Annotated in this window: 12 protein-coding genes, 1 tRNA gene and 1 pseudogene; 4 read left to right on the top strand and 10 right to left on the bottom strand. The window is 70.5% G+C overall.

Annotation, left to right across the window (positions count from 1 at the left end):
- Window positions 1-50: 50 nt before the first annotated feature.
- Complete coding sequence (crgA, locus tag NJE57_RS12055) at window positions 51-317, bottom strand: cell division protein CrgA (protein ID WP_319028673.1); 267 nt, start codon at window positions 315-317, stop codon at window positions 51-53.
- Between the two features lie 88 nt (window positions 318-405).
- On the opposite strand from crgA, the gene NJE57_RS12060 reads away from it, so the two are divergent.
- A complete protein-coding gene (locus tag NJE57_RS12060) occupies window positions 406-1,086 on the top strand; it encodes an aminodeoxychorismate/anthranilate synthase component II (protein WP_319028674.1) in 681 nt (226 codons plus the stop codon).
- Between the two features lie 193 nt (window positions 1,087-1,279).
- On the opposite strand, the gene NJE57_RS20020 is transcribed toward NJE57_RS12060, so the two are convergent.
- From NJE57_RS20020 to NJE57_RS12095, 8 genes and pseudogenes are all read right to left on the bottom strand, one after another.
- Entirely contained in the window at window positions 1,280-2,215 is a 936-nt protein-coding gene (locus NJE57_RS20020) for a PASTA domain-containing protein (protein ID WP_413464407.1), read from the bottom strand.
- A 206-nt stretch (window positions 2,216-2,421) separates the two neighbouring features.
- A pseudogene (gene pknB, locus NJE57_RS20025) lies at window positions 2,422-3,297 on the bottom strand (Stk1 family PASTA domain-containing Ser/Thr kinase); the annotation flags it as partial.
- Window positions 3,294-4,868 carry a serine/threonine-protein kinase gene (locus NJE57_RS12070; protein ID WP_319028675.1) on the bottom strand — a complete coding sequence of 525 codons (1,575 nt, stop codon included), beginning with the start codon at window positions 4,866-4,868 and terminating at the stop codon, window positions 3,294-3,296. The gene NJE57_RS12070 and the pseudogene pknB, both read right to left, overlap by 4 nt.
- Window positions 4,865-6,346, bottom strand: a complete 1,482-nt coding sequence (locus NJE57_RS12075) for a penicillin-binding transpeptidase domain-containing protein (RefSeq protein ID WP_319028676.1) — start codon at window positions 6,344-6,346, stop codon at window positions 4,865-4,867. The genes NJE57_RS12070 and NJE57_RS12075 overlap by 4 nt, the downstream gene beginning before the upstream one ends.
- A gap of 7 nt (window positions 6,347-6,353) precedes the next feature.
- Window positions 6,354-7,802: an FtsW/RodA/SpoVE family cell cycle protein gene (locus NJE57_RS12080; RefSeq protein WP_319028677.1), complete on the bottom strand. Its 1,449-nt coding sequence runs from the start codon at window positions 7,800-7,802 to the stop codon at window positions 6,354-6,356.
- Between the two features lie 3 nt (window positions 7,803-7,805).
- Complete coding sequence (locus NJE57_RS12085; protein ID WP_319028678.1) at window positions 7,806-9,341, bottom strand: PP2C family protein-serine/threonine phosphatase; 1,536 nt, start codon at window positions 9,339-9,341, stop codon at window positions 7,806-7,808.
- Entirely contained in the window at window positions 9,338-9,796 is a 459-nt protein-coding gene (locus tag NJE57_RS12090) for an FHA domain-containing protein (protein WP_319028679.1), read from the bottom strand. The genes NJE57_RS12085 and NJE57_RS12090 overlap by 4 nt, the downstream gene beginning before the upstream one ends.
- An 88-nt stretch (window positions 9,797-9,884) precedes the next feature.
- Complete coding sequence (locus NJE57_RS12095; RefSeq protein WP_319028680.1) at window positions 9,885-10,778, bottom strand: DUF3662 and FHA domain-containing protein; 894 nt, start codon at window positions 10,776-10,778, stop codon at window positions 9,885-9,887.
- Between the two features lie 208 nt (window positions 10,779-10,986).
- Here NJE57_RS12095 and NJE57_RS12100 point away from each other — a divergent pair.
- The 3 genes from NJE57_RS12100 to pntB all read left to right on the top strand — a co-directional run bounded on the left by NJE57_RS12100 (window position 10,987) and on the right by pntB (window position 14,499).
- Window positions 10,987-11,072, top strand: a tRNA-Leu gene (locus tag NJE57_RS12100).
- 387 nt (window positions 11,073-11,459) lie between these two features.
- A complete protein-coding gene (locus NJE57_RS12105) occupies window positions 11,460-13,073 on the top strand; it encodes a Re/Si-specific NAD(P)(+) transhydrogenase subunit alpha (RefSeq protein WP_319028681.1) in 1,614 nt (537 codons plus the stop codon).
- 4 nt (window positions 13,074-13,077) lie between these two features.
- Window positions 13,078-14,499, top strand: coding sequence for a Re/Si-specific NAD(P)(+) transhydrogenase subunit beta (pntB, locus tag NJE57_RS12110; RefSeq protein ID WP_319028682.1), 1,422 nt, complete (start codon window positions 13,078-13,080; stop codon window positions 14,497-14,499).
- 112 nt (window positions 14,500-14,611) lie between these two features.
- Here the strand turns inward: pntB and NJE57_RS12115 are convergent, their stop codons facing one another.
- On the bottom strand, window positions 14,612-15,985 hold the full coding sequence (locus tag NJE57_RS12115) for an ammonium transporter (RefSeq protein WP_319028683.1): 1,374 nt from the start codon (window positions 15,983-15,985) through the stop codon (window positions 14,612-14,614).
- Between the last annotated feature and the right edge of the window lie 116 nt (window positions 15,986-16,101).

Here is a 16,101-nt window from a genome sequence, read left to right on the forward strand (position 1 = left end):
TGTGGATTGCGCGGAACCGGGTCGGATCCGGCCCCGGCAGCGGCTCGGGGCTACCGCCAGTTCATGGTCATGAGCAGGCCGACCACGGCCAGACCGAACCCGATGGCGAAGTTCTGCCAGGTCTCGAGGGACTGCATGAACGGGATCCGCTCCCCGGCGATGTAGTACGTGACCAGCCACACCAGACCCAGGATCATGAGACCGAACATCACGATGAGGTACCACTGTGAGGTCGGGGTCCCCTTGACCTTCACGGGGGTGCGGCTGACGGCCGCGTCTGTGTACTCGGTCTTCGACCGGACCTTTGACTTGGGCATGGCGTCCTCGCACTGGTGGGTATGTTCGGGCCACCCTACCAAGCCCGGCGCCGGGCGTTCATCCCACCGACGGCAGTACGCTGCATCTATGCGCATCCTCGTCGTCGACAACTACGACAGCTTCGTCTACAACCTGGTCCAGTACCTGGGCCAGTTGGGTGCGACGTGCGAGGTGTGGCGGAACGACGACGACAGGCTCCTCGGCCCGGACGGTGACTACGACCCGGCTGCGCTCGCGGGCGTCATCGCGGAGTTCGACGGCGTTCTGCTCAGTCCGGGCCCGGGAACGCCCGATCGCGCAGGGGCCACGATCCCGCTCATCGGGGTCTGTGGACGCGCAGGGGTTCCCGTGCTGGGTGTGTGCCTGGGGCACCAGGCGATCGGTGAGGCGTTCGGCGCCACCGTCGACCGGGCGGCCGAGCTCATGCACGGCAAGACGAGCAGGGTCACCCACGACGACTCGGGCGTCCTCGCTGGGATCCCCAGCCCGTTCACGGCAACCCGCTACCACTCGCTGACCGTTCTGCCGGAGACCATCCCGGACGAGCTGGTCCCCACCGCGTGGACGGACTCCGGCCTGGTCATGGCGATGCGCCACCGCGAGATGCCGGTGCACGGCGTGCAGTTCCACCCCGAGTCGGTGATGAGCGACGGGGGCCACCGGATGCTCGCGAACTGGCTGGGGATGTGCGGCGAGCAGCCGGCGGAAACCCTGGTCGCGAACCTGGAGCAGGAGCTCGACCGGGCCCGCGGCGCCGCGCTGGCCTGAGTCGCCGCCAGCCGCGCCGCCGGCCCGTCGCTCGCCCGGCCCGGCCCGGTGCCCGCCCGTCGAGTGGTAGCAAATACGCCCAGACTCGGAACCCGCCCTGGGGAAACGTGAACGGGAGTGACCACTCGGCGGGAACCGGGAGGCGGGAGCTGGGAGCAGGGAGCTGGGTGGGGGAGGGGCCTGCCCCCGGGCCTCAGCCGGGACCGGGCACGAGGCCGAAGCGGATCACCCGTACCACCACCTGGTCGTTCACCCCGGCCTCGCCCACCGGCGGCTGCTGCGAGAAGATCTGGCCCACCCGGGACAGGTCGGGGTCGTTCTGCGGGAGCTCGACCAGCTGCGCCCGGCCTCCCCGCCATCCGGCCCGCTCGAGCTCCGCCAGCGCCTCGGGCACGGTGTCACCCACGAGGTTGGGCATGAGGAACCGGTTGCCGGCGGAGACCTGGAGCGTGATGGTGGCGCCCTTGAGCTGGGTCTGCCCGGCCGGCGTGGACTGGTCCACCACCTCACCCTCCGGGGCGGTGCCGTCGACCCTGCTGGTCTCCACCCGGAACCCGGCGCCCTCGATCGTCGCCCGGGCCGAGTCAACCGACTGGCCCACCACGCCCGGCACCTGCAGTTGCTCGGGACCCGAGCCCACCGTCAGTCTGACCGGGCGATCGGACGGAACCTGAGCGCCCGGCGCGGGGTCGGTGTCCACCACCTTGTCCTGGTCCTCTGCCGTGGAGGGCCTGACCTCGTTCTCCGGGACCACCTGGAACCCGGCCTCCTCGAGGGCGACCCGGGCGTCCGCGGGTGACATCCCCATGACGTTGGGGACGGAGAGGATCGGCGCGCCGGTGGACACCATGAGGTTGATCTCGGAACCCACCGGCAGGCGCTTGCCCGCGATCGGGTCGGAGGAGATCACCAGCCCCTCGGGGACCCGGGGGTCCGGCTGGGGGATCTCGACCGGCTCGAGCCCCAGGGCCGAGAGCTCGTCGACCACTTCCTGGACGGGCCGCTGGGCCACCTCGGGGACGGTCACCTCCTGGACCTGGACCACGGAGTCGTCGCGATCGGACGCCGCCCAGATCGACACCGCCGCGACGACACCGAGGACCAGCAGGACCGCGAGCGCGATCGTCACCGCGCGGGGCCGAGTCCGGTCCACTGCGCGGTGGTTGCTCCGGCGGCCGACCCCACGGCCGTCCCCGCGGCTGCACCCGCGGCGAGCCCGGGCAGGGCGTGCGCCTCGGTGGGCGCCTCGGAGGGCGGGATCCGGTCCGACCGGCCCGAGCCGTAGCCGGCGCCGGTGAACCCGTGGGGGGCGTCGGGTCGCTGTTCGTCCTCGAGCTCGTCGTCGGAGAGCACCAGCGGGGCGGACGGCCGGCCGCCGGTCAGGACCGCGATGAGGTCGGTGCGCATGTCCCCGGCGGACTCGTACCGGTTCTCGGGATTCTTGGCCATCGACTGCATCACCACGGCGTCGACGTACCGACCGACCTCCGGGTTGACCGCCGACGGGGGACGCGGCGTCTCGCGGACGTGCTGGTAGGCCACGGCCACGGGGGACTCGCCGGTGAACGGCGGGGCTCCGGTGACCATCTCGTAGAGCACGCACCCGGCCGAGTACAGGTCCGAGCGGGCGTCCACGGTCTCACCACGCGCCTGCTCGGGACTGAGGTACTGGGCGGTGCCGAGCACCGACGAGGTGTTGGTGAGCGTGGAGCTGGCATCGCTGACCGCACGGGCGATACCGAAGTCCATGACCTTGACGGCCCCGTCGCGCGAGATCATGATGTTCGCCGGCTTGACGTCGCGGTGGATGATCCCCCTCTTGTGCGAGAAGTCCAGGGCGCCACAGACGTCGGCCATCACCCCGAGTGCGCGGTCGGGCTCCATCGGCCCGTCCATCTTGACGATGTCCCGGATCGTGTCGCCCTCGACCAGCTCCATGACGATGTAGGGCAGGGTGCCGTCGTCGGTGTGCTCCTCACCGGTGTCGTAGATCGCCACGATGGAGGGATGGTTGAGCGACGCCGAGTTCTGGGCCTCCCGGCGGAAGCGTTGGTAGAAGGTCTCGTCGCGGGCCAGTTCCGACCGCATGATCTTGACGGCCACGTCACGGCCGAGGACGGTGTCGCGGCCGCGGTGGACCTCCGACATGCCACCGAATCCGAGCACCTCGCCGATCTCGTACCGCCCGGCCAGCAGTTGAGGTGTGGTCATCCGCCGTCACCTCCCCTGCCGTTGTTCGCGACCCCCCCGGCATTACCGGCCGCATTACCGGCCGCATTGCCGGCAGCGTTGCCAGCCGCGTCACCACCGTTGCCACCCTGTTCCTGCGGCGCGAACGAGTTGAACTCCGAGGTCAACGAATCCAGCATGTCCTGCAGGTCGGGCGCCGGGGGCTCGGCGGTGGGCTCCGGTTCCGGTTCCGGTTCCGGTGTGGGTTGGGGAGCGGGCTGCGGGGCGGGGGCCGGCGCCTGCGGCGTGGGGGGTGGCGTGACCGAGGTCGTGGCGGGGACCGACGGGGTTGTCCGGCCGAACAGGCCACCGGAACCGAAGACACCGGCGTTGGACAGCGCGATCACGGCCGCGACCGCGAGGGCCGCGATCAGGACGACCACGAGCAGGAACCACCCCGCGCACCCGGCACCACCGCGCCGACGGGGCGGTCGGGAGGTCACGGGCGGAGCCGGGTGGCGACGGGCGGGGGCCGGAGCGGGCGGGCGCTGGTCCCGGGGCCGCGGCCGGCCCTGCGACCCGGGCTGGACCCGCGTGGCCGGACCGGGCTCGAGCCGGGTGTACGCCCGGGTGCGGTCGGTGCCCGGGCCGCCCTGGGTACCGGCTGACTCGTCGGGCAGGACGGTGGTGGCGGCCGTGGCCGCGGCGGCTCCGGCTGCACCGGCCAGCGCCCCGCCGGCGGCCGCGGCGATGAAGGCGCGGGGAGGGCGCGGATCCCGACCGGCGCGCACGTCGGACACCGCCTCGGCGAAGGCCTCGCCGTCGGGATACCGCCGCCCCGGCTCCTTGAGCATGGCGTCGGTCAGGAGGCGCCGCACGGGCGCCGGCACGGAGTCGGGCAGCGGCGGCGGCGTCTCGCGCACGTGCATCATCGCGACGCTCACGGGCGAGTCCGCCACGAACGGACGCCGCCCGGACACGCACTCGTAGCCCACCACGCCCAGCGAGTAGACGTCGCCGGCCGGAGTGGTCTCGTGCCCCATGGCCTGCTCGGGAGCGATGTACTGGGCGGTGCCCACCACCATCCCGGCCTGGGTGACCGCCGCGGACCCCATGGACTTGGCGATGCCGAAGTCGGTGAGTTTGACCTGCCCGGCGGGCGTGATGAGGACGTTGCCCGGCTTGACGTCCCGGTGAACCAACCCGATCGCGTGCGCGGCGTTCAGTGCGCGACCGGTCTGTTCCAGCATGTCGAGGGTGTGTCGCAGCGGCAACGTGCCCTCGCGGGCGAGGACGTCCGAGAGAGGCTCACCCACCACCAGCTCCATGACCAGGTAGGACAGCGGGGACCCCGAGGCCGGGTCGTCGATCTGCCCGTAGTCGTAGACGGTCGCGATACCCGGATGGGAGATCCGCGCGGTGACCTTGGCCTCGGACCGGAACCGCTCGACGAACTCCGGGTCTGAGGAGAACTCGGCCTTGAGCACCTTGACCGCCACGTGACGGTCGAGCACGGCGTCGTCGGCCTCCCACACCTGACCCATTCCCCCCGTGGCGATCAGACGCAGCAGGCGGTACCTGTCGGACAGGAGAGCTCCCGAGTTGAGGCTCATCCGGGGCCCCCGAGGAGAGCTCCGAGGACCTCGCGCCCGATGGGTGCGGCGTACGTGGAGCCCACCGTGTCGCGGGTGATGCCCGGCCCGGACTCGATCGCCACCGCCACCGCCACGTCCTGGCCGGGGACGAAGGCGATGTACCAGGTGTAGGGGATCGAGTCGGACGAGTCCACGCCGTGCTCGGCGGTGCCGGTCTTGGACGCGATGGTGACCCCGGGGATCGACCCGCCGGAGCCCGCGGCGTTCGCCTCGGCCCCCACCATGAGCTCGGTGAGGGTGCCGGCCTGTTCGTCGGTGAGGGCGCGGCCGTCGTCCTCGGGCGTGAAACCCTCGACGACGGAGAGGTCGGGCGCCGTCAGTGAACGGATCAGCTGCGGTTCCATCCGGACCCCGCCGTTGGAGACGGTGGCCGCCACCATCGCGTTCTGGAGCGTGGTCATGCGGACATCGCTCTGTCCGATCGAGCTCATGGCGAGCTGGGCGGCATCCTCCATCTGCCCCAGTCCCGACGGTGCCACGGGGATCCCGAAGTCCTCCGGGCGGGTCCCGTCCACGCCGAACTTCTCCGACATCTCGGTGAACGCCTCGGCACCGATCTGCTGGCTGAGTTCGACGAACGGCACGTTGCAGGAGAGTTCGAAGGCGGTCCGGAGGGTGACCGTGCCGCCCCCGCAGGACTGCCCGGCGTAGTTCTCCAGGTAGGTCGCGGTACCGGGCAGGAGGGTCCGGTCGGCGCCGGACACCGGGGTGTCGGGACCGACCCCCTGCTCGAGTGCCGCCGCCGTGGTGATGACCTTCATGGTGGAACCGGGCGGCAGCGACTGCTGGGTGGCGTGGTTGAGCAGCGGCCGGTCGGGGCTCTGTTCGATCCGCGCCATCTCCTGGGCCCGGACGGTCTGCTCCTGGCTGGACAGCGAGTTGGGGTCGAAGGACGGGCTCGACGCGAGCGCCAGCACCTCACCGGTCGAGGGCCGGACGGCCGCCACGGAACCCACCACCGGGCCCTGGCCCGCACCCCGCTGGAGGGCGGAGTACGCGACCTCCTGGGCCACCGGGTCGAGCGTGAGCTCCACGGATCCGCCCTGGGGGGTGCGGCCGGAGATCAACCCGGAGATGCGCTGGGAGAGCAGGCGGGGGTCGGAGCCGCTGAGGAAGGCGTCCTGGGACTGTTCGATCCCCGAGGTGGCGAACTGCAGAGAGTAATAACCGACCGTCGGGCCGAACGCGACCGGGTCGGTGGGGTAGGTGCGGACGAACTCGTACCTGCCCTCCGAGGGCAGCGACATGGCCAGGACCCGGCCGCCGGCGGTGATCTGTCCGCGCTGGCGGGAGTACTCGTCGAGCAGCATGCGGGTGTTCCGGGCGTCGGCGCGCAGGTCGTCGGCCCGGAAGACCTGGACCCAGGTGAGTTGGAGGAGCAGCGCCACCACCATGACCATGGCGGCGATCGCGACCTTGCGGATGGCGGAGTTCATGTGGCGCTCACCCGGACTTCCGGACGCGGGCCAGCAGCGGGGTGCGCATCATGCCGGTCGCCGCCTCGGCCAGGGCCGGGGCCTGACGCGGTGTGGGCAGCGGGCGGCGTGCGTCGTCGGACAGGCGGAGCAGGACGGCCAGCAGCGCGTAGTTGGCCAGCAGGCTCGACCCGCCATAGGCCATGAACGGCAGTGTCAACCCGGTCAGCGGGATGAGGGTCGAGACGCCACCGACCACCACGAACACCTGGATGGCCATGGTGAAGGCCAGCCCCACGGCGACCAGCTTGCCGAAGCTGTCCCGGATCGTCAGACCCACCCGGATCCCGCGGAGGATGATGACCGCGTAGAGCATCAGCACGGCCGCCAGACCGATGAGGCCCAACTCCTCCCCGATGGTGGAGGTGATGAAGTCGGTGTTCGCGAACGGCACCTGGTCGGGTCGGCCGTTGCCGAGACCGGTGCCGCCCATGCCTCCGGAGGCGAGCCCGAACAGGGCCTGCGAACTCTGGTACCCGCCGGTGTCGAAGAACGCGAAGGGGTCCTGCCAGATCTGGAACCGCACGCGCACGTGGCCGAACAGCGCGTAGGCCAGTACGCCGCCGATCGCCACCAGCACCACGCCGATGAGCAACCAGCTCACCCGTTCGGTGGCCACGTAGAGCATGGTCAGCACGGTCGCGAACAGCAGCAGGCACATGCCGAGGTCGGTGTTGAACACCAGCACGCCCAGCGACAGGAACCAGGCCACGATGATCGGCCCGAGATCGCGGCCCCGGGGCAGGTCCACGCCCAGGACCCGGCGGCCGGCGGTGGTGAACAGCTCCCGCTTCTCGACCAGGATCGAGGCGAAGAAGACGATGAGGAGGATCTTGGCGAACTCACCGGGCTGGATGGTGAAGCCCGGCAGGATGATCCAGTTCTTCGCGCCGTTGATCTCCGAGAACCGGGCGGGCAGCACGGCCGGGATCGCCAGCAGCACCAGACCGGCCAGGCCCATGGTGTAGCCGTACCGGGCCAGCACGCGGTGGTCGCGCAGGAAGTACAACACCCCCGCCATGACGGCCAGTCCGATCAGCGTCCACAGCAACTGGCGGGTGACGTCCATGCCGGGCGGGTCGCTGCCGTTGGCGACCGCGCGCGCCGCGTACGCCAGGTCCAGGCGGTAGATCAGCACCAACCCCAGGCCGTTGAGCAGGGCGACGCCCGGGAGCAGGACGGGGTCGGAGAAGGGCGCCAGCCAGCGGATCAGCAGGTGCGCACCGCCGCACAGGCCCAGGTAGGCGAGGGTGAGCCACAGCAGCATCAGGCTCATCTCCTGCTCCTGGGCCAACTGGACCAACAGGAGAGCGAAGCCGACGATCACCGAGGCGGCGACCAGCAGGACGAGTTCCTTGCCACGCCGGGGCGGGGCGGGCCTCGTCTGCGTTCCGGGGGCGGTGGTGGGGGCGGTCACCGGTCAGCTCACCGCCCGGCAGTTCTCACCCGGCACCGGGGCCGGTGCGGGGCGTGGGGACGGCTCCGGGGACATCGTGGGTGAGGGAGACGCTGTGGGTGAGGGAGAGGTGGGTGGGGGAGAGGTGGTGGTCGCGGGCGAGGCGGCGGGTGACGGCGAGAGGGGCGACGACGGCGAGGTGGCGTCCCCGGCCGGCTCCTCGGTCTGCTCCTCCGGTTGGCACGGTGGCAGAAGGTTGTCCTCCGCGAGCCTGGAGACCTGGGCTCCCGCATCGGAGAGGCTGCCCGACGGCATCCCCGCGCGCACGGACTCGCGGGCCGGCTCCCGCAGGTCGCCGAGGGTGAAGACGTCGCAACCGGGCGGGATCGCGTCCGGGTCGTGCATCGTGAGCGCACCCTCCGCCGTCAGACACGCCACCTGGGAGACCGAGGCGAGCGAGATGCCGAACACCTCACCCGAGATGCCCCGCTTGACCACCACCTGGCTGTCCTGCTCGGTGACGAAGTAGTTGCTGCGCACGAGCAGCGCGGACACGCCGACGATCCCCGCGATCAACAGCAGCACCCCGGCCACGCTCAGGGCGAAACGCCAGCGACTGCCGCGCGGAGGGTCGGCGTCCTCCTCGTCGTCGTCGGACTCGTCGCCACCCCCGGACCCCGTGCCGGCGGTGCCGTTCGCACCATCGGTGGATCCCCGTGAGGCGACCTGGGCGCGGGAGAACGCGGCGGCGCGGCCGGCCGCGGTGTCGGCGTTCACCGCGATCTCGCCGGGCTCGTCGGTGGAGGCCGCACCCACGACGACGGGGACGACCGTGCCCCCGCGGGGTGAGTCCACGACCTCGGCCACCACGACCGTGACGTTGTCCGGACCTCCCGAGCGCAACGCGAGTTGGACCAGGCGGTCGGCGGCGGCGTCGACCGACCCGGTCCCGAGGGTCTCCTCGATGGTCTCCGCGCTCACCGGGTCGGACAGGCCGTCCGAGCAGAGCAGGTAGCGGTCACCCACCCGTGCCTCGCGGACGGTGGTGGTGGGCTCGACGGGGTCGCCGGTGAGGGCCTTGAGGATGAGCGAGCGCCGGGGGTGCACGTGTGCTTCCTCGGCGGTGAGCTCGCCGCGGTCGACGAGCGACTGGACGAAGGTGTCGTCCTTGGTGATCTGCGTCAGGGTGCCGTCACGCAGGAGGTAGGCACGCGAGTCGCCCACGTGGATCAGACCCATCCGGCGCCCGTCGAAGAGCAGGGCGGTGAGCGTACAGCCCATCCCGTCGGACTCCGGATGAGCCTCGACGTGCGCGGCGATCGCGTCGTTTCCGTCGTTCATCGCCCGGGTGAGCGCGTCGGCGAGGTCGGATCCCGGTTGGTCCTCGTCGAGTCTGGCGAGGGTCGCGACCATGATCTGACTGGCCAGTTCGCCCGCCGCGTGGCCGCCCATCCCGTCGGACAGGACGAGGACGCGGGGCGCGGCGTACGCGGAGTCCTCGTTGTTCTCGCGCACCATCCCGGTGTGGGATCGCGCGGCGTAGGTGAGCGCGGGGGTCACGCGCGCAGCTCGATCACGGTCTTGCCGATACGGATCGGGGTGCCGGCGGCCACCTTCACCGGGGTCGTCACCCGTGACCTGTCCAGATAGGTGCCGTTGGTCGAGCCCAGGTCCTCGAGGAACCAGTCCGGGCCGTGGGGTGAGAGCCTGGCGTGCTGGTTGGAGGCGTAGTCGTCGTCGATCACCAGCGTGCACGAGTCGGCACGGCCGAGAAGGACCGGTTGTTCGGACAGGGTGATGCGGGTCCCGGCCAGCGCTCCCTGGGTGACGACGAGGTGGCGGATGGCCCTGGGACCGCGGCCGAGGAGGCCACCCCGACGCTCGCCCTGGCCGCCCGATCGCATGCCGACGTTGCCGAAGACGTCGGTCTTCAGAGCCCTCAGCGTGAGATAGATGAACAGCCACAGCATCACCAGGAGGAGGCCACGCGACAGTTGTAGGACAAGTCCCTGCACGGCTTGGTCCTCCCCTCTTGAAGGTCAGGTCACCTCGGGCAACGAGTGATCGCCCCCGGCGGTTCCCGGGGGTCGGTTCACGTCGAGGCTAGTCGAACCGGACGGTGATCTCCGAGTGTCCGACGCGGATGGTGTCGCCGTCCGCCAGCTGCCAGTCCTGAACCGGGCCACCGTTGACGGTGGTCCCGTTGGTCGAGCCCAGGTCCGTCAGGACCGCCTCGCGGCCGTCGAAGCGGATGTCCGCGTGTTGCCGGGACACCCCGGTGTCCGGGAGCCGGAAGGCCGCGTCCTGGCCGCGACCGAGCAGGTTGGACCCCCGCTGGAGCCGGAAGGTGCGGCCGGAACCGTCCTCGAGGTGCAGCGTCACCGCGAGAGAGGCGCGGCCCTGGGTGATCTGGGTGGGCGCGTCGGACGGGCCGCCCCAGCCGGTGTTCTGGCCGGTGGACCCGGATCGGGTGGCCACGGGGTAGTTGGAGGCGGGTGCCTGCATGGGGTTGTTCTCCTGACTGGCGCTCGGCGGCGCTGGGCTCGGAGGCGCAGTGGCCGGGGACGACGGTGCCGGGTGGCCCGGCGCCGGCGCCGGCGCGGCGGCCGAGATGTGGAACGGGACGGCATCGGGGTCCACGACCCCGTTGATACGCATCTGCCCGGTGTGGAGGTCGTCTCGTTCGACGAAGGTGACGGTGACCGGGCCGTAGGTCTCCCAGCCCTGTTCGGCGACGTGATCCGACAGATGGCGGGAGAAGGTCTTGACGGCCAGGGCCTCGTCCTCGGTGAAGGACGCGTAGTCCGACCGGGCGAGGGTGATGGTGTAGCTGTTGGAGACAAGAAGGTGACCGTCGACCACCTTCAGGGAGGCCTCCGCCTGCTTGCGCAGCTGGGCCTCCACCTCGGCCGCGACCACCTTGCCGCCGAAGAGTCGGGCGAAGGCGTCGCCGACCGCGCCCTGCAGTGTGCGTTCGAACTTGCCGACGATTCCCACGGGCGCCTCCTTCTCTCTGCTGATCTGCTGCCGGTTCCACGGTCGGTGTGGTCGAGTGCCCGTCGCGAGTCGACGGCATCCGGTCGATCATAGAGGCGACAGCGGCCCGAAGCACGCGCCTACGATCTCCGGGGTCCGGGGGAGCCGGGTTCCACCTGCCGATTAGTGTGGCCGGTTTGGTGCGTGTTAACGTATTCGGGCGTTACTCGGGCGAGTGGCGGAATGGCAGACGCGCTGGCTTCAGGTGCCAGTGTCCTTCGGGACGTGGGGGTTCAAGTCCCCCTTCGCCCACCATATGAGAGCAGCCCACGGCTGCACGACGAGCCGGCCGCGAGGCCGGCTCGCTGCATTTCCGGTTCAGGTGAATCTCCCACCTGGCGTTGCGTTCTGCAACCTGAATCAGGTTCAATTACTAGGGTGCCGTAGGCTCACCCGGAAGTTCCGCCGCGGGACCGGGCACCACCCTGCCCGCCCCGGAGGACGACGCCACTGCGGTGAATGAAGCACGGGCACCAACTCTCCCGACATGCTTCGCGTGCTCTGATCCTGGATCGGTGACTGGAGCGCACCCCGGTGTACCAATCGCCGGGGACTGTGGACAAGAGGAACTGAACAGATTACGAAGGTCAGAGTCGGTGCCAGGGCGCCGACTCACCACAACGCTGTCAAAGGACACCCCCTATGGCCTCGAGCCTCGAAGAGATCCCCGATGTGACAACGGAGACCGATATCCGCGACAGCGCGGACGCCCCGTCCGTGATCGGCGTCGTCGCCGAGTCCGATCCCGCGGAGAACCGCGTGGCCGCCACGCCGGCCACGGTCGCCAAGCTGATCGGCCTGGGTTACCGGGTCGTGGTGGAGCACGGCGCGGGAACCCGCGCCGAGTTCTCCGACGCGGCCTACGCCGAGTCCGGCGCCGACCTGGTCGACGGCGACACGGCCTGGTCGGGCGACGTCGTCATGAAGGTCGCCGTCCCCACCGAGGCCGAGGTGACCCGGCTGCGGTCCGGTGCGACCCTCGTCGGCCTGCTGGCGCCCGCGCAGAACGACCGACTCCTGACCGCCCTCGCCGAGCGCGGCGTCACCGCACTGGCGATGGACGCCGTTCCACGGATCTCACGCGCCCAGTCGATGGACGTGCTGTCCTCGATGGCCAACATCGCCGGCTACCGCGCCGTGATCGAGGCCGCCCACCACTTCGGCCGCTTCTTCACCGGTCAGGTCACCGCCGCGGGCAAGGTCCCGCCGGCCAAGGTCCTGGTCGCCGGGGCCGGCGTCGCGGGCCTCGCGGCGATCGGCGCCGCCAGCAGCCTCGGGGCGATCGTGCGCGCGACCGACCCGCGGCCCGAGGTGGCTGACCAGGTCAAGTCCATCGGCGGCGAGTACCTGCCGGTCGAGGTCCCCGAGGAGGAGAAGGAGGTCTCCAGCGACGGCTACGCCAAGGCGACCAGCGAGGCCTACGACCGCGCCGCGGCCGACCTCTACTCGACCCAGGCCGCCGACGTGGACATCATCATCACCACCGCTCTCATCCCGGGTCGTGCGGCGCCGAGACTCATCACCGCCGCCGATCTCGCCACGATGGAGCGCGGTTCGGTGATCGTCGACATGGCCGCCGCGCAGGGTGGCAACGTCGAGGGCAGCGTCGCCGATCAGGTCGTGGTGACCGAGGGCGGCGTGACCATCATCGGTTACACCGACCTGGCCGGGCGTCTGCCCGCGCAGGCCTCCCAGCTGTACGGCACCAACCTGGTCAACCTCACCAAGCTCGTCACCCCGGACAAGGACGGCCGGTGGGCGCTGGACATGGACGACGTGGTCCAGCGCGGCGTGACCGTGGCCAGGGGCGGCGAGATCATGTGGCCGCCCCCACCGGTGCAGGTCAGTGCCGCTCCCGCCGCGGCAGCCGCTGCGCCCGCCGAACCGCCCGGGGAGAAGAAGAAGCTCTCGGCGGGGGCCCGGTTCGGGTTGATCGGCCTGGGGATGGCGCTGCTGCTGGTGCTGATGGCCGTTGCACCGGGCGACATCCCGCGCCACATCACGGTGTTCGTCCTGGCGATCGTGATCGGTTACTACGTGATCGGCAACGTCCACCACGCGCTGCACACGCCGCTGATGTCGGTGACCAACGCCATCTCCGGCGTGATCGTCGTGGGCGCGTTGCTGCAGATCGGCATAGACAACTCCCTCGGCCTCGCGCTGGCCGCCCTGGCGATCCTCGTCGCGTCCATCAACGTCTTCGGCGGATTCGCCGTGACCCGTCGCATGCTCGGCATGTTCTCGAAGGGAGCCTGAGAAGATGTCATTTGTGACCGCCGCAAACGCGGCCTACCTCGTGGCCGCGCTGCTGTTCATCATGTCGTTGGCCGGCCTGTCCAAGCACGAGACCGCCCGTCGGGGCCTGACCTTCGGGATCGCCGGGATGGCGTTGGCACTGGTCGCCACCATCGTGCTGGTCCTCGACCACCGACCCGCCACGATCGGCATCGTGCTGATGGTGGCGGCGGTGCTCATCGGCGCGGCCGTCGGTCTGTGGCGTGCCCGCAGTGTCCAGATGACCGAGATGCCCGAGCTCATCGCCCTCCTGCACTCGTTCGTGGGTCTGGCCGCCGTACTGGTGGGCTGGAACGGCTACCTGGAGCCCGACCTGCACGGTGAGCTCACCGGTTCGCTGCTCGGCATCCACCACGCCGAGGTGTTCATCGGCGTGTTCATCGGCGCCATCACCTTCACCGGGTCGATCGTGGCCTACCTCAAGCTGTCGGGGAAGATGAAGTCCGCTCCGCTGGTCCTGCCGGGCAAGAACCTCATCAACCTCGGCATCCTCATCACGTTCGTCGTGCTGACCACCGTGTTCGTCGTCACCCCGCAGCTGTGGATGCTCGTCGTCGTCACCGTCCTGGCCCTGGCGCTGGGGTGGCACCTGGTGGCCAGCATCGGCGGCGGCGACATGCCCGTCGTGGTCTCGATGCTCAACTCCTACTCCGGGTGGGCCGCCGCGGCGACGGGCTTCCTGCTCGGCAACGACCTGCTGATCGTCACCGGCGCCCTGGTCGGCTCCTCGGGTGCGTACCTGTCCTACATCATGTGCAAGGCGATGAACCGCTCGTTCATCTCCGTGATCATGGGCGGCTTCGGCATCGAGGCCGCCTCGGGCGAGGGCAAGGACCACGGCGAGCACCGTGAGATCGACGTCGAGTCGGCGGCCGAGCTGCTCGCAGGCGCCTCCTCGGTGGTCATCGCGCCCGGATACGGCATGGCCGTGGCCCAGGCGCAGTACCCCGTGGCCGACCTCACCCGCACCCTGCGGGATCGGGGAGTGGACGTGCGCTTCGCCGTGCACCCGGTGGCGGGGCGGTTGCCCGGCCACATGAACGTCCTGCTGGCCGAGGCCAAGGTGCCGTACGACATCGTGCTCGAGCTCGACGAGATCAACGACGACTTCTCCGATACCGACGTCGTCCTGGTGATCGGTGCCAACGACACGGTGAACCCGGACGCCGCCGAGGACCCCGGCAGCCCGATCGCCGGCATGCCGGTGCTGCACGTGTGGGAGGCCACCGACGTGATCGTGTTCAAGCGGTCCATGGCCGCGGGCTACGCGGGTGTCCAGAACCCGCTGTTCTTCCGTGACAACACCCAGATGCTGTTCGGCGACGCCAAGGACCGGGTCGACGACATCCTGGGCGCGCTCAAGGACCAGCCGGTGGGCGCCCGCTAGGGACCACCGGTACACCTGTACGACGACGAGGGGGCGGCCCCGGAAGGGGCCGCCCCCTGCTGTGTCGAACGGCGGTGGCAGGAGCTCCGCCCCGCGAGCCGGGGCGCAGGTCCTAGGTGGAGGTGGTCCCGGGCGAGGCCGGGGCGGTCGGCGCAGCAGTGCCCGCCTCGGAGGCGTCCCCCGCGTCGGTCCCGAGTCCGTCGTCTACGAGACCGTCGGTCCCGGGCCCGTCCTGGAAGTAGGCCATCTCGCGGTGGTAGGCCTTGTCGAGACCCGCGAGCTCGTCCTCCTCGGTGACCCGCAGACCCATCGTCTTGTCCAACGCGAGTGCGATGAGCAGCGTGACGATGAAGGAGTAGGCGAGTACCGCGCCGGTCGCGACGGCCTGGGCGCCGAGCTGACCGAATCCGCCGCCGAACAGCAGTCCGGCCTCACCCACGGGGGAGGCGGGATCGGCGAGCACGCCGATGAGCAGGGTGCCGATGATGCCCGCGACCATGTGCAGGCCGGCGACGTCGAGCGAGTCGTCGTATCCGAACCGGTACTTCAACCCCACCGCGTAGTGGCAGACCACGCCGCAGATCAGACCGATCGCGATGGCGCCCAGGGGGCTGACCGCGGCCGCGGCCGGAGTGATGCCCACGAGGCCGGCCACCAGGCCGGAGGCCACTCCCAGCGTGGTGGGGTGCTTGGCCCTGACCTGCTCGGTGATCATCCAGGCGAGTGCGCCGCACAGCCCGGCGACCACGGTGTTGAGTGCCGCCACACCGGCGGTGTTGCCGGCCGCCACCGCGGAACCGGCGTTGAACCCGATCCAGCCGGCGAACAGCATTCCCGCGCCGAGGAACGTCAACGGGACGCTGTGCGGCCTGCTGACCGTGGGGAACCCGGCGCGTCGACCGAGCACGAGCACCAGGGCGAGCGTCGCGACACCGGCGTTGATGTGGATCGCGGTACCGCCGGCGAGGTCGATCGCGCCCAGGTTGTTGGCGATCCAGCCGCCCACGACCGATCCGTCCTCGGAATCGAACGCGAACACCCAGTGGGCCACGGGGAAGAACACCAGGACGGGCCACACGACGGCGAAGACCAGCCAGGTGGAGAACCGCATCCGGTCGGCCACGCCACCGGCCACGAGGGCGACGGTGATCCCCGCGAACAGCAGGAGGAACCCGGCGAACAGGGCGGGCGGCAGGCCCGGGGTCTCGGGCTCGGCCATGATGCCCCTGAGCCCCAGGTACTCGAGCGGGTCACCGAGCAGGCCGACGCCCCCGAGGGTGTTGCCGAAGGTCAGTGAGTAGCCGACCAGGACCCAGAGCACGGCCATCACGGCGACCGCGCCGATGGTCATCATCATCATGTTGAGGGTGCTGCGGATGCTGACCATGCCGCCGTAGAACAGGGCCAGGCCGGGGACCATGAAGGCCACCGCGACCATGGCGGCGAGCACCCAGGCGGTGTCGGCCGCCGCTATGGCTACGTCCATGTTTCTCTCTTCTCTCTGAGGCCACTCCGGTGTGGGGCGACGGTGGAAACCTGCGTTTCACAGTGTGATCCCGTGTTGCTTACCTGCGGGTACCGCGACGGTTTCCATTCGGTTAC

The organism is Dietzia sp. PP-33 (genome assembly GCF_033790845.1).
GTDB lineage: Bacteria > Actinomycetota > Actinomycetes > Mycobacteriales > Mycobacteriaceae > Dietzia.